Source organism: Pseudomonas sp. RP-B7 (assembly GCF_059803535.1).
Genome location: NZ_JAPFHC010000025.1, coordinates 80,738 through 95,067, shown reverse-complemented (window position 1 = coordinate 95,067; position 14,330 = coordinate 80,738). Strand labels below are relative to the sequence as shown.

The 14,330-nt window shown below is 61.7% G+C and carries 10 protein-coding genes; 2 read left to right on the top strand and 8 right to left on the bottom strand.

Annotated features, from left to right (window positions below; genetic code table 11):
- Positions 1-93: 93 nt before the first annotated feature.
- The 7 genes from phaC to OPU96_RS21000 all read right to left on the bottom strand — a co-directional run bounded on the left by phaC (position 94) and on the right by OPU96_RS21000 (position 9,573).
- Positions 94-1,773: a class II poly(R)-hydroxyalkanoic acid synthase gene (gene phaC / locus OPU96_RS21030; RefSeq protein WP_226455534.1), complete on the bottom strand. Its 1,680-nt coding sequence runs from the start codon at positions 1,771-1,773 to the stop codon at positions 94-96.
- A 251-nt stretch (positions 1,774-2,024) separates the two neighbouring features.
- Entirely contained in the window at positions 2,025-2,402 is a 378-nt protein-coding gene (locus OPU96_RS21025; protein WP_226455535.1) for a gamma-butyrobetaine hydroxylase family protein, read from the bottom strand.
- A 167-nt stretch (positions 2,403-2,569) separates the two neighbouring features.
- Positions 2,570-3,907, bottom strand: a complete 1,338-nt coding sequence (gene hslU, locus OPU96_RS21020) for an ATP-dependent protease ATPase subunit HslU (protein ID WP_012721807.1) — start codon at positions 3,905-3,907, stop codon at positions 2,570-2,572.
- 37 nt (positions 3,908-3,944) lie between these two features.
- Entirely contained in the window at positions 3,945-4,475 is a 531-nt protein-coding gene (gene hslV / locus OPU96_RS21015; protein ID WP_003171209.1) for an ATP-dependent protease subunit HslV, read from the bottom strand.
- A 256-nt stretch (positions 4,476-4,731) separates the two neighbouring features.
- Positions 4,732-5,433 carry an SPOR domain-containing protein gene (locus OPU96_RS21010; RefSeq protein ID WP_192298349.1) on the bottom strand — a complete coding sequence of 234 codons (702 nt, stop codon included), beginning with the start codon at positions 5,431-5,433 and terminating at the stop codon, positions 4,732-4,734.
- Position 5,434: 1 nt separating this feature from the next.
- Complete coding sequence (argS, locus tag OPU96_RS21005) at positions 5,435-7,171, bottom strand: arginine--tRNA ligase (RefSeq protein ID WP_226455536.1); 1,737 nt, start codon at positions 7,169-7,171, stop codon at positions 5,435-5,437.
- A 182-nt stretch (positions 7,172-7,353) separates the two neighbouring features.
- Positions 7,354-9,573 (bottom strand): primosomal protein N', encoded by a 2,220-nt coding sequence (locus OPU96_RS21000; RefSeq protein ID WP_305391915.1) that lies wholly within the window; start codon positions 9,571-9,573, stop codon positions 7,354-7,356.
- A 217-nt stretch (positions 9,574-9,790) separates the two neighbouring features.
- Between OPU96_RS21000 and rpmE the strand changes: the two genes are divergently transcribed.
- Both rpmE and OPU96_RS20990 read left to right on the top strand, forming a co-directional pair.
- A complete protein-coding gene (gene rpmE, locus OPU96_RS20995) occupies positions 9,791-10,024 on the top strand; it encodes a 50S ribosomal protein L31 (RefSeq protein WP_005784030.1) in 234 nt (77 codons plus the stop codon).
- Positions 10,025-10,311: 287 nt separating this feature from the next.
- Positions 10,312-11,580: a malic enzyme-like NAD(P)-binding protein gene (locus OPU96_RS20990; protein WP_192298346.1), complete on the top strand. Its 1,269-nt coding sequence runs from the start codon at positions 10,312-10,314 to the stop codon at positions 11,578-11,580.
- A 138-nt stretch (positions 11,581-11,718) separates the two neighbouring features.
- Here OPU96_RS20990 and OPU96_RS20985 read toward each other — a convergent pair whose 3' ends face one another.
- The gene (locus tag OPU96_RS20985) at positions 11,719-14,181 is read right to left on the bottom strand and encodes a penicillin-binding protein 1A (RefSeq protein WP_498559619.1); all 2,463 of its coding nucleotides are present in this window, start codon (positions 14,179-14,181) and stop codon (positions 11,719-11,721) included.
- Between the last annotated feature and the right edge of the window lie 149 nt (positions 14,182-14,330).

The window sequence follows — 14,330 nt, the reverse complement described above, 5'->3', positions numbered from 1 at the left end:
GCTCGCGAATGCGGTGGTTCAGTCGGCATTTACGGTGACTGACACACCGCATTCGCGAGCAAGCCCGCTCCCACATTTGGATCTCATTTCAATCTAGCGTTCGTGTACGTAGGTGCCCGGCGCCGCTTCCGCCGCGACGTAGGTTTTATTGCCTAATGTTGTCGGCGCCTTCTTCAGCTTCCCCGCCCGCTCCGCCTGCCAAACCTGCCAATGCAGCCACCAGGAGTCGGTGTGCTTGGTGGCATTTTCCTGCCAGTCCAGCGGCGTTGCCGTCAGGCTGTCGCTGGTCTGGTAGCGCGCCTTGGGGTTGCCCGGCGGGTTGAGGATGCTCTGGATATGCCCGCTGCTGGACAGTACGAACTCGACCTTGCCGCCAAACAGTTGCGCCGACTTGTAGCAGGACTGCCAGGGTGTGATGTGGTCGTTGGTGCCGGCCAGTGAGTAGATGTCTGCGGTGACCTGCTTGAGGTCGATGGGCGTGCCGCACACTTCCAGGGCATTGGCGCGTACCAGTGGGTTGTTTTTGAACAGTTCGATCAGGTCGCCGTGGAACGCGGCCGGCAAGCGCGTGGTGTCGTTGTTCCAGAACAGGATGTCGAACACCGGCGGCTCGTTGCCCAGCAGGTAGTTGTTGACCCAGTAGTTCCAGATCAAGTCGTTGGGGCGCATCCAGGCGAACACCTTGGCCATGTCGCGGCCCTCAAGCACCCCGGATTGGTAGGAGTGGCGCTTGGCCGCTTCCAGGGTTTGCTCGTCGACAAACAGCGCCACCTGGGTGTCCAGGGTGGTGTCGAGCACGCTGACCAGCAGGGTCAGGGCGTTGACCTTCTTTTCGCCCAGCGCGGCGTAGTGGCCGAGCAAGGCGGTGCAGGTAATGCCGCCGGAGCAGGCGCCGAGCATGTTGATGTCTTTGCTGCCGGTGATCGCGGTGACGACGTCCACCGCTTCCTTGAGCGCCTCGATATAGGTCGACAGGCCCCATTCACGCTGGGCCTTGGTCGGGTTGCGCCAGCTGACGATAAAGGTCTGCTGACCATTGCGCAGGCAGAAGCGCGCCAGGCTCTTATCCGGGCTCAGGTCGAATACGTAGAATTTGTTGATCTGCGGCGGCACCACCAACAGTGGGCGCTCGTGCACCTGTTCGGTGATCGGCTTGTACTGGATCAGCTCCAGCACGTCGTTGCGAAACACCACGGCGCCTTCGCTGGTGCCCAGGGTCTTGCCCACTTCAAAGGCGCCCATGTTGACCTGGCTCGGCATGCCGCCGTTGTGCACCATGTCCTTGGCCAGGTGGGACAAACCGTCGAGCAGGCTCTTGCCGCCGGTTTCAAAGAAACGTTTGACCGCCGCCGGGTTGGCCGCACTGTTGGTGGGGGCCATGGCTTCGGTCATCAGGTTGATCACGAAGTGGCCGCGGCTGATGTCCTGGGGGGACAGGTTGCTGTCGCCGATCCAGTCGTGCAGTTCCTTGCGCCATGCCAGGTAGGTTTGCAGGTAGCGCTTGTAGAGCGGGTTCTGGCTCCAGGCCGGGTCATGGAAGCGACGGTCATCGCTTTCCGGCACCAGTTGGGACTTGCCGAACATCACGTTCTTGAGTTCGACGCCAAAGTGCGCGACATGCTTGACGCTGTGCAACGGTTGCTTGATGGCTTGGGTCAGCACCATCTTCGCCGAGGCGAGTAAGTCCTTTTTCCGTAACGCGATGATCGGGTTCAGCCCCAGGGTGTTTTCCGAGGCCTGGCGTTTCAAGTCATCGTTGTTCTTGTTACTCATCTACGACGCTCCATTGTCCGAAAGACGAGTACCGGCTACCGCTCTGTGCACCAAGTTTCGATACACGACACAAGCCAGGTACTGCGACTCGGGTGACCGTTGATACCGCATCGTCAAATGCAGGGAACTTGCCAGTTCCATTGGTTACCCGAGTTTAATTTTTTTCGCAAGCGGGCCATTCGTTGGCCACGCGACAGGGCATTCAAGCAGATGAAATTAGAAAATGCCCTCTAAAGAGCAAGACGCCTGGACTAGAGCATCAGCCGCACGACCGATTGGCTCGGGTCGCGGGTTTTGCCAGCGGCTTTGAGTTCGGCCAGATAATCGGCCCACAGCGCATCCTGGCGCACGGCCAGCTGGTAGAGATAGTCCCAGGTGAACAGTCCGCTGTCATGGCCGTCGTCGAAGGTCAATTTCAGTGCGTACTGGCCGGCCGGTTCGATCTTGATCAACTTCACGTTGAGCTTGCCGAATTGCAGGATGGGTTTGCCGTGGCCCTGGACCTCGGCCGAAGGCGAGTGGGTGCGCAGCAGCTCGGCGGGGAGTTGGTAGACCTCATCGGGCCCGTAGGTGAGGCCGAGGGTGTTGGAGGTTTTGTGCAGGTTTACAGCGGTGGGGAATTTGGACATGGCAATAATCCTGAAGAAACCGGCTCAAACATGTGGGAGCTGGCTTGTGTGGGAGCTGGCTTGCCTGCGATGGCATCACCTCGGTATCACTGATACACCGAGGTGCCTGCATCCGGGCAAGCCCAGCTCCCACACAAGCCAGCTCCCACAATTAAAGCAAAGCGGCCTTACAGGATATAACGAGACAAGTCTTCGTTCTGCGCCAATTCGCCCAAGTGGCTGTTGACGTAATCAGCGTCGATCTTGATCACTTCGCCATTCTGCGCCCCAGCCAGATCGCCGGCACTGAAGGACACTTCCTCGAGCAAACGCTCCAGCAAGGTGTGCAGGCGACGGGCACCGATGTTCTCGGTCTTCTCGTTGACCTGCCAGGCAATCTCCGCCAGGCGCTTGATGCCGTCTGGCTGAAACTCGATGCCCAGGCCTTCGGTTTTCAGCAACTCGCGGTACTGCTCGGTCAGCGACGCATGGGGCTCGCTGAGGATGCGCTCGAAGTCGCCCGGGGTCAGCGCCTTGAGCTCCACGCGAATCGGCAGGCGGCCTTGCAGCTCTGGCACCAGGTCGCTTGGCTTGCTCAGGTGGAACGCACCGGAGGCGATAAACAGGATGTGGTCGGTCTTGACCATGCCCAGCTTGGTGTTCACGGTGCAGCCTTCGATCAGCGGCAGCAGGTCGCGCTGCACGCCTTCACGGGATACATCGACGCCACCGGAGTTGCCGCGCTTGGCCACCTTGTCGATCTCATCGATAAACACGATGCCGTGCTGCTCGACCGCTTCCAGGGCCTTGGCCTTGAGTTCTTCTTCGTTCACCAGGCGCCCGGCTTCTTCGTCGCGCACCAGTTTCAGCGCTTCCTTCACCTTGAGCTTGCGGCTTTTTTTCTTGCCCTTGCCCATGTTGGCGAACAGGTTCTGCAACTGGCTGGTCATTTCTTCCATGCCAGGCGGGGCGGAGATGTCGACGCCGGACACTTCGGCGACTTCGATCTCGATTTCCTTGTCGTCCAACTGGCCTTCACGCAGGCGCTTGCGGAACAGCTGGCGGGTGTTGGAATCCGAGGCCGGTGCGGCGTCTTCGTTGAACCCCATGCGTGCCGGCGGCAGCAGGGCGTCGAGGATGCGCTCTTCGGCTGCGTCTTCGGCGCGGTGGCTGACCTTGGTCATTTCCTGTTCGCGCAGCAGCTTCAGGGCGGCGTCGGCCAGGTCACGGATGATCGACTCGACATCGCGGCCCACGTAGCCCACTTCGGTGAACTTGGTGGCTTCGACCTTGATGAACGGTGCGTTGGCCAGTTTGGCCAGACGGCGGGCGATCTCGGTTTTACCGACGCCGGTCGGGCCGATCATCAGGATGTTCTTCGGCGTTACTTCAACGCGCAGTTCTTCGGGCAGTTGCATCCGGCGCCAGCGGTTACGCAGTGCGATGGCAACGGCGCGCTTGGCATCGTCCTGGCCGATGATATGGCGGTTGAGTTCGTGGACGATTTCGCGGGGAGTCATGGACATAATGTTTGGCGGCCTCAAGCCGGAATAAGCCTACGGCTTACTCGGCGAGGTCCTGCTCCTCAATGGTCTGGTTGTGGTTGGTGAATACGCAGATGTCACCGGCGATGCCCAGGGCGGTCTCGACGATTTCACGGGCCGACAGGTCGGTTTTCTTCAACAGTGCGCTGGCGGCCGCCTGGGCGTAGCCACCGCCGGAACCCATGGCGATCAGGCCATGCTCGGGCTCAACCACATCGCCGTTGCCGGTGATGATCAAGGACGCGTCTTTGTTGGCCACGGCCAGCATGGCTTCAAGGCGGCTGAGGGAACGGTCGGTGCGCCATTCTTTGGCGAGTTCAACTGCGGCGCGCACGAGGTGGCCCTGGTGTTTTTCCAGCTGGCCTTCGAAACGCTCGAACAGGGTGAAGGCGTCGGCGGTAGCGCCGGCAAAGCCCGCGAGAACCTGGCCGTGGTACAGGCGACGCACTTTCTTGGCGTTGCCTTTCATCACGGTGTTGCCAAGGGAAACCTGGCCGTCGCCGCCCATGACGACTTTGCCGTGGCGACGTACTGAAACGATGGTGGTCAAGGGGAGAGTCTCCACACAGCGGGGCGAAAATGCCCTGGTGAAAACTGATATGGGGATGGTGGGGGGGATTTCAACCGTGGGGGCGGTGTGCGGACGAGTGGTGTGTATTGATCTGACACACTCTTGAGAACGCTGTAGATCAAATGTGGGAGCGGGCTTGCTCGCGAAAGCGGTGTGTCAGCCGCCGAAAATATTGACTGATCTAGCGCATTCGCGAGCAAGCCCGCTCCCACATGGGCCTGCTGTGTTCTTGGGTTTAGCGGCTCTGGCGTTGTTGTAACAACAGGTTGCTGAACCCAGCGCCAGCCAGTTGTTTCTGCGCCACGGTCAGCTGTTCACGGTTGCTGAACGGCCCCACCAGCACGCGATACCAGGTCGCATCCTTCACCGTGCCGGATTCCACGGTCACCGCCTGACCCAGCAGAATGATCTGCGCCCTCACGCGATCCGCATCCGCCTGCTTCGGGAACGAGCCCGCTTGCAGGAAGAACTTGGTCACCGGCGCCGCTTTGGTCTCGGCAACCGGCGGTGCTGGCGGCGGGGTGATCCCGGCCAGCGCGGCCTGGGCCCGTGCGGTGTCGATCTTTGCCGCTTCCGCAGGCGTGACCGGTGTGGTCGGCACTTGTGGGGTCGGCAGGGTTTTCTCCGGCACGGCGTCAGGTGGCACGATCACTTCGGACTCCGGCAACAGTGTGTAGAAGTCGTACTTCGGCTTCACTGGCGCTGTAGGACTTGGCGCGGTCTTGTTGGCTTCGGCCATTTTCGTGATCTTCTGCTGCTCCTGCTTGACCCGTTTGACGTCATCGCCCTTGCCCGGGTCCAGCTTCATCAGGAACACGATAAACGCGCCGACCGACAGGCCGATGGCCATCCACAGCCAGCCCGGGATCGGCTTCTTCGCCGGGGCCTGGTAGCGGCTGGCGCCGCGCTTGGGTGCAGGTTTTTTCTTGGCAGCCAACTTACATGCGCTCCAGGGTTTCCAGGCCCAACAGTTCCAGGCCTTGCTTGAGGGTACGACCAGCCAGGGCGGCGAGGCGCAGGCGGCTTTGCTTCTGCGCTTCGTCGTCGGCGGTGAGGATCGGGCAGTTCTCGTAGAAGCTGGAGAACAGGCCGGCAACTTCATACAGGTAGCTGCACAGGATGTGCGGCGTGCCTTTCTCGCCGACGCTGTTCAGCACTTCGCCGAACTGCGCCAGCTTGGCCGCCAGTTCCTGTTCGTGCGGGGCATCCAGCACGATATGGCCTTCGACTTCGCTGAAGTCCTTGCCCAACTTGCGGAACACGCCGGCCACGCGGGTGTAGGCGTACAGCAGGTACGGCGCGGTGTTGCCTTCGAAGTTGAGCATCAGTTCGAAGTTGAAGCTGTAGTCACTGGTGCGGTGCTTGGACAGGTCGGCGTATTTCACCGCGCCAATGCCCACCACGCGGGCGATGTTGCGCAGGTCGGCCTCGGCCAGCTCCGGGTTCTTTTCCTTGACCAGGGTGTAGGCGCGTTCCTGGGCTTCGTTGAGCAGGTCGATCAGCTTGACGGTGCCGCCGTCGCGGGTCTTGAACGGACGGCCGTCGGCGCCGTTCATGGTGCCGAAGCCCATGTGTTCCATGTGCATCGGGTGGGTCACGAAGCCCGCGCGACGCGCCACTTCGAACACCTGCTGGAAGTGCAGGGCCTGGCGCTGGTCGACGAAGTACAGCGCACGGTCGGCCTTGAGCACGCCGCTGCGGTAGCGCACGGCTGCCAGGTCGGTGGTGGCATACAGGTAGCCGCCGTCAGCCTTGACGATGATCACCGGCAGCGGCTCGCCATCGGCGGTCTTGAATTCTTCGAGGAACACGCACTGCGCGCCGTTGCTCTCGACCAAGAGGCCCTTGGCCTTGAGGTCGTTGACCACGTTGATCAGGTCATCGTTGTAGGCGCTTTCGCCCATTACGTCGGCCATGGTCAATTTGACGTTGAGCAGCTCGTAGATTTCCTGGCAGTGAGACAGGGAAATCTCACGGAAGCGGTTCCACAGCGCCAGGCATTCGGCGTCGCCGGCTTGCAGCTTGACCACCAGGCCACGAGCGCGGTCGGCGAACTCTTCGGATTCGTCGAAGCGCTTCTTCGCAGCACGGTAGAAGTTTTCCAGGTCCGACAGCTCGTTGCTGGTGATCGGGTTTTCTTGCAGGTAGGCCATCAGCATGCCGAACTGGGTGCCCCAGTCGCCCACGTGGTTCTGACGGATCACCGTGTCGCCGAGGAACTCCAGGACGCGGGCCACGCCGTCGCCAATGATGGTGGAGCGCAGGTGGCCCACGTGCATCTCTTTGGCCAGGTTTGGCGCAGACAGGTCGATGACCACGCGCTGGGCGTCGCCGGCCTTGTGCACGCCGATCTTGGCGTCGGCCAGCGCGGCATCGAGGCGCGAGGCCAGGGCCTGGGTGTTCTGGAAGAAGTTGATAAAGCCAGGGCCGGCGATTTCGGCCTTGGTCACGCTGTCATCGGCGGGCAGCGCGGCGATGATTTTTTCCGCCAGGTCACGTGGCTTCATGCCTGCAGGCTTGGACAGCATCATCGCGATGTTGCTGGCAAAGTCGCCGTGGGTCTTGTCGCGGGTATTTTCCACCTGGATCGCCGGCGTCAGGCCTTCAGGCAACACACCTTCGTTGACGAGTTGGGTGAGGGCTTGTTGGATCAGCTGGCGAATGGTGTCTTTCATGGTGTTCTCTTTGTGCCGCAAGCGGCGGCGCGCGATGCGCAGGTGGAAAAACTGGGCATTATCCGTGGCGAGGGCGGGCTTGCCAACCGTTCAGACGGGTTGGCGGACCTGCGGGCCTCATCGCGGGCAAGCCCGCCCCCACATTTAAGGGCGTTCACAATCCAAACAGTGGGACCAATCGATCAATACAGATCCACGGGGTCGACGTCCATCGACCATCGCACTTGCCGGCCGCTGGGCATTTGCTCCAGAGCAAGCAATAGGCTACTTAACAGCCGATGCAATGGTGCTCGCGACGTCGCCTGCAAGAGTAGCTGGGCACGATAACGCCCGGCGCGGCGCTCCATGGGTGCGGGCACCGGGCCGAGCAACTCGATGCCGCTCAGACCCAGCTCACCGAGCAAACGTTCGGCGGCACTGCATGCCTCGTCGAGAAAACCCTCGGCCTGCCCCGGCTTGTGCGCTTCGGCGCGCAGCAAGGCCAAGTGGGCAAACGGCGGCAGGCCGGCGGAGCGGCGTTCGCTCAAGGCCTGTTCAGCGAAGGCAAAGTAACCTTGCTCTGTCAGCTGAATCAGCAGTGGATGGTCGGCCAGGTGTGTCTGGATAATCACTTTGCCCGGCTCTTCAGCGCGCCCCGCACGGCCGGCGACCTGCACGATCAACTGCGCCATGCGCTCGCTGGCGCGGAAGTCGCCGGAGAACAGACCGCCGTCGGCATCCAGGATCGAAACCAGTGTCACCCTGGGGAAATGGTGCCCTTTGGCCAGCATCTGCGTGCCGATCAGAATGCACGGCTGGCCTTTCTGGATGGTGGCGAACAGCTGGTTCATCGCATCTTTGCGCGAGGTACTGTCGCGGTCGACCCGCAACACCGGGTAGTCCGGGAACAGGATGCCCAGGCGCTCTTCGGCCCGTTCGGTGCCCGCGCCCACCGGCCGCAGGTCGACTTTGCCGCACTGCGGGCAGTGGCGTGGCACCCGTTCCACATGGCCACAGTGATGGCAACGCAGCTCGCCGTGGCGCTGATGCACGGTCATGCGCGCGTCGCAGCGCTCGCACTCGGACATCCAGCCGCAGTCATGGCACAACAGCGTCGGCGCAAAGCCGCGACGGTTGAGGAACACCAGCACTTGCTGGCCGGCGGCGAGGGTCTGGCCGATGGCTTGTTGCATCGGCCCGGAAATGCCGCTGTCCAGCGGGCGGCTTTTTACGTCCAGGCGCAGGAAACGTGGCTGTTTGGCGCCGCCTGCACGTTCGTTCAGGCGCAGGAGGCCGTAACGGCCGGTGTAGGCGTTGTGCAGGCTCTCCAGGGACGGCGTGGCCGAACCCAGCACAATCGGGATGTCTTCCTGGCGCGCGCGTACCAGCGCGAGGTCGCGGGCGTGGTAGCGCAGGCCTTCCTGCTGTTTGTAGGAACCGTCATGTTCTTCGTCGATGATGATCAGCCCGGGGTTTTTCATCGGGGTGAACAGCGCCGAGCGGGTGCCGATAATAATGTCGGCCTCGCCATCTCGTGCGGCGAGCCAGGACTCCAGGCGTTCGCGGTCGTTGACCGCTGAGTGCACCAGGGCGATGCGCGCGTTGAAGCGTTGCTCGAAACGCGCCAGGGTCTGCGGGCCCAGGTTGATCTCGGGGATCAACACCAGCGCCTGTTTGCCGGCCTGCAGGGTTTCGCGGATCAGTTGCAAATACACTTCGGTCTTGCCACTGCCGGTGACCCCGGCCAGCAGGAACGCGTGGAAACTGTCGAAGCCTGCACGGATCGCCTCGTAGGCAGCACGTTGCTCGGGGTTCAGCGGCAGTTCCGGTTGGGCCAGCCAGTGTTCGTGACGTGGGTCGGGGGCGTGCTTGCGGATTTCCACCTGCACCAGGCCCTTGGCCAGCAGCAGGTCGAGACTGTCTTTGCTCAGCATCAGCTTGCTTAACAGCTGATGGGCCACGCCATGGGGATGCTGCGCCAGGGTGGCCAGGGCCTCACGCTGACGCGGGGCGCGGGCGATGCGCGGGTCATCGAGGCGCGCGCCGGGCACCATCGACCAGAAACGTTCCTGGCGCGCTTCGGCCAGTTCGCCCTGGCGCAGCAGCACCGGCAGCGCCCAGCTCAGGGTGTCGCCGAGGCTGTGCTGGTAATACTGGGCGGTCCAAAGGCACAGCTTGAACAGCGCGGGCGGCAGCGGTGGCGTGGCGTCGAGGATTGCCAGTGCAGGCTTGAGCTTCTCTGCCGGCACTTCGCTGTGGTCGGTGACTTCCACCAGGATGCCGATCATTTCCCGGCGCCCGAACGGCACGCGCACGCGCATGCCTGGTTGCAACTGCGTCCGCAGCACGCCGGCCGGGGCCCGGTAGTCGAACAGGCGGCGCAGGGGCGAAGGCAGGGCGAGGCGCAAGATGGCGTCGGGCACGCGGGGGTCTCATCTATAAAGGCAGGCGGTGGCGCAGGGGCGGGAGCCTAGCAGACAGGGGAGGGCTTGGGGTAGCCGATGGTTTTCTGATGAAAGGAAGTTTCACGCCCAAAGCGCCGCTTGCGCGTTTAAAAAGGTCTGGTAGAATCCGCGGCCTAATTACGTGCGGTATTCGACAATAGTGTCGAGTGGCGGCACGCAGCCCGAGGAAGTCACCATGAAAGCCGATATCCATCCAGCGTACGAAACCATCGAAGTAACCTGCAGCTGCGGTAACAAGTTCGAAACTCGTTCGAACCTGTGCAAGCCACTGGGTACTGACGTATGCAACGAGTGCCACCCGTTCTACACCGGTAAGCAGAAAACTCTGGACACCGGCGGCCGTGTACAGCGCTTTGCTGACCGTTTCGGCGCTTTCGGCAAGAAGCCTGCTGCTACTCCAGCAGAGTAAGGCTGAAAAGCCCCCTGGGCTTTTCCTGCTGAAAAAAGAGGCGTCCCTTGTGGACGCCTTTTTTGTGCCTGGAATTTGAGAGAATCGCATTTAATTGATGCATTAATAAAAAATTGTAGACATTTTTTTAGGCGATTGTGAACAGTTGAGCCCTTGTATCCCGTGGCCTTAGACCAAAGTACGTCGGTTTGGGGCCTTGACACCGGTGACTACCCAGTCTTGTAGGGACTTTACGACACGCGTATCCTCGGCGGTCCGTCGACCAACAGTAAAAGCGGAATGCCGATATGTCTGATTTGAAAACTGCCGCTCTCGAATATCATGCCCATCCTCGTCCAGGAAAGCTGAGTGTAGAGCTCACCAAAGCCACCGCCACCGCCCGCGACCTGTCGCTGGCCTACAGCCCTGGCGTGGCCGAGCCCGTACGTGAAATCGCACGCGACCCTGAGCTGGCGTACAAGTACACCGGCAAAGGCAACCTCGTTGCAGTGATTTCCGATGGCACCGCGATTCTGGGCCTGGGCAACCTTGGCCCATTGGCTTCCAAGCCGGTCATGGAAGGCAAGGGCGTGCTGTTCAAGCGCTTTGCCGGCATTGACGTTTTCGACATCGAAGTCGATTCCGAGAGCCCGCAGGCTTTCATCGACACCGTAAAGCGCATTTCCATCACTTTCGGTGGCATCAACCTGGAAGACATCAAGGCACCTGAGTGCTTCGAGATCGAAAAGGCCCTGATCGAACAGTGCGACATTCCGGTATTCCACGATGACCAGCACGGTACCGCGATCGTTACCGCGGCCGGCATGATCAACGCCCTGGAAATCGCCGGCAAGACCCTGGCTGACGCCAAGATCGTCTGCCTGGGCGCCGGTGCGGCAGCTATCTCGTGCATGAAGCTGATCGTGAGCATGGGCGCCAAGCTGGAAAACATCTACATGGTCGACAGCAAGGGCGTGATCCAGTCCGAGCGCACCGACCTGAACCAGTACAAGGCGATGTTTGCCCACCCGTCCTCCAAGCGCACCCTGGCTGATGCCCTTGACGGTGCAGACGTGTTCGTCGGCCTGTCCGGCCCGAACCTGCTGAGCGCCGAAGGCCTGAAGTCCATGGCGGCCAACCCGATCGTGTTCGCCTGCTCCAACCCGGACCCAGAGATCGCGCCGGAACTGGCTCACGCCACCCGTAACGACGTGATCATGGCTACCGGCCGTTCGGACTACCCGAACCAGGTCAACAACGTGCTGGGCTTCCCGTTCATCTTCCGTGGCGCCTTGGACGTTCGCGCCAAGCGCATCAACGAAGAGATGAAAGTGGCTGCCGCCAACGCCCTGCGCGAACTGGCCAAGCTGCCGGTGCCTCAGGACGTATGCGACGCCTACGGCGGCGCCAAGCTGGAATTCGGTCGTGAGTACATCATTCCGAAGCCAATGGACAAGCGTCTGATCACCCTGATCTCCGATGCCGTGGCCAAAGCCGCCATCGAGACCGGTGTGGCCACCCTGCCGTATCCGAAGAACTACCCGCTGCAGAGCGTGGATGATGTGTTCAACGGCTAAGCCGTTGTAGCGCACCAACAAAAAGCCCCGGCTCTCGCGAGTCGGGGCTTTTTGCTGTGTGGTGATTTGTTTGAGCCTTGCACAGATCTAAATGTGGGGCCAGCTCCCACAGAAGCCAGTTGCCACACTGGATCTGCATCAGAACAGATCGATCGGCGCCGCCTCGTCTGCAGGCAGCGGGCTGCCTGGCACCACACCATTGCTCAGTTCATTGACTGACGGCGGCGTGTCTTCGCTCTTGAACAGTTCGAAGTACGCATTCGGCGTGCTTGGCGAGGCGGCGCGGCCACTGACCGGATCGATCCGCAGGCTGAGAATGCCTTCCGGCTCCGGCTGGGTATGCAACGGCTTGTCCTTCAAGGCAGCGCCCATGTAGCTCATCCAGATCGGCAGCGCGACGGTGCCGCCGAATTCGCGACGGCCGAGGCTTTCCGGCTGGTCGTAGCCGGTCCATACGGTGGTCACGTAGTCGCCGTTGTAGCCGGAGAACCAGGCGTCCTTGGAGTCGTTGGTGGTGCCGGTCTTGCCTGCGATGTCCGCACGGCCGAGGGCCAGGGCACGGCGGCCGGTGCCTTTCTTGATCACATCTTCAAGGATGCTGTTGAGGATGTAGGTGGTGCGACCATCCACAATCCGTTCGGCCACTGCCGGCGCCTGTGGCTCGGCAGGTATGGCGGCGTTGGCGGCCGGCGTGGCGCCTGGCGTCGGTTCGATCGTGATACCGCCGTTGCTCGGCGCGGCCAGGCCGTCCGTGGCGGCGATACCGTTGACCACATCACCCGGCACCCGTGGTGGGTTGGCGGTGAACAGGGTGTCGCCATTGCGGCTTTCGATCTTGTCGATCAGGTACGGCGTGATCTTGTAGCCGCCGTTGGCAAAGGTGCTCCAGCCGGTGGCGATTTCCATTGGCGTGAGGGTCGCGGTGCCCAGGGCCAGGGACAGGTTCGGCGGCAGGTCCGACTTGTTGAAGCCAAAGCGCGTCATGTAATCGATGGTCTTGCCGACGCCCATCGCTTGCAGCAGGCGGATCGATACCAGGTTGCGCGACTTGTACAGCGCCTCGCGGATACGGATCGGGCCGAGGAAGGTGTTGGTGTCGTTCTTCGGACGCCAGACCTTGTCCAGGTACTCGTCGACAAACACGATCGGGGCATCGTTGACCAGGCTGGCGGCTGTGTAGCCGTTATCCAGCGCGGCGCTGTAAATGAACGGCTTGAAGCTCGAGCCCGGCTGGCGCTTGGCCTGGGTGGCGCGGTTGTAGTTGCTCTGCTCGAAGGCAAAGCCGCCGACCAGGGCGCGGATCGCACCGTTCTGCGGGTCCAGGGAGACCAGCGCGCCCTGGGCGACCGGCACCTGGCTGAATTTGAGGCTATCGTCCTTCTGGCGTTGCACGCGGATCAAATCGCCCACCTGCGCCACATCCGACGGCTGCTTGGGCATCGGGCCCATGCTGTTGGTGTTCAGGAACGGGCGGGCCCACTTCATGCTGTCCCACGACACATGGGCTTCGCCGGTGCGGGTCAGCACCTGCACGCCGTCTTTCTTCACCTGGGTCACGATGGCCGGCTCCAGGCCGCTGATCGCGCGCTGCTTGCCCAGTTCGGTGGTCCACGCGCTCAGGGTCTTGCCCGGCAGACGCGATTCGGGGCCGCGGTAGCCGTGGCGCTGGTCGTAGGTGATCAGGCCGGAATGCACGGCGTTGTTGGCGATTTCCTGGGTGTCGCTCGGAACGGTCGTGGTGACGCGGAAACCTTCGGTGTAGGCCTCGCTGCCATACCGGCCGACCATCTCGGCACGGGCCATTTCGGCGATATACGGTGCGTTCACTTCCGGCGTCGGCACGTGGTAACTGGCGTTCAACGGCTCGGCCACGGCGGTTTCGTAGGCGTGCTGGTCAATCTTGCCCAGCTTGTACATGCGCCCCAGGATCCAGTCGCGGCGCTCTTTGCTGCGCGCCGGGTTGGCCAGTGGGTTGAAGCGCGACGGCGCCTTGGGCAGGCCGGCGATCATCGCCATCTGCGCCAGGCTGGCATCACGAATCGACTTGCCGTAGTAGACCTGCGACGCCGCCTCGATGCCGTAGGCACGGTTGCCCAGGTAGATCTTGTTGACGTACAGCTCAAGGATCTCGTCCTTGGTCAACTGGCGTTCAATCTGCAAGGCCAGCAGGATCTCTGTGGCCTTGCGCGAAAAACTGCGTTCGCTGGTGAGGAAGAAGTTCTTCGCCACCTGCATGGTGATGGTGCTGCCGCCGGATTGAATGTGTCCGCTTTTTACCAATTGCGTGGCTGCACGCACCAGGCTGCTTGGGTCGACGCCGTAGTGGTTGGCGAAATTGTCGTCTTCGGCCGACAGCAAGGCGCTGATGAAATTGGGCGGAATATCGGCAAAACGGATCGGGGTGCGGCGCATTTCACCGAACTCCGCGATCAGCTTTTCATCGCTGCTGTAGACCCGCAAAGGAATCTGCAACTGGATACTTCTGAGTGCCTCTACGGAGGGTAAACCCGGACTAAGGTAGAGGTAGGCCCCGCTGAGTACGAGCAGCAGCCCGCAGACGATCGCGACAATGGAGTACCCGAAAAACTTCAGCAGACGAATCAAGGCTTTTGGATTTCCAGAGAAAAGAATGGGTTAGGCGTCGGGGCATGCATGGCAAACGATGGATCGACCCGGGCTGCAGATAAAAGCGGGGAAAAACGCTGCGCATTAAAGCATTTTTCGGCTTGGGGCGTCATTCGCGCCTCTCA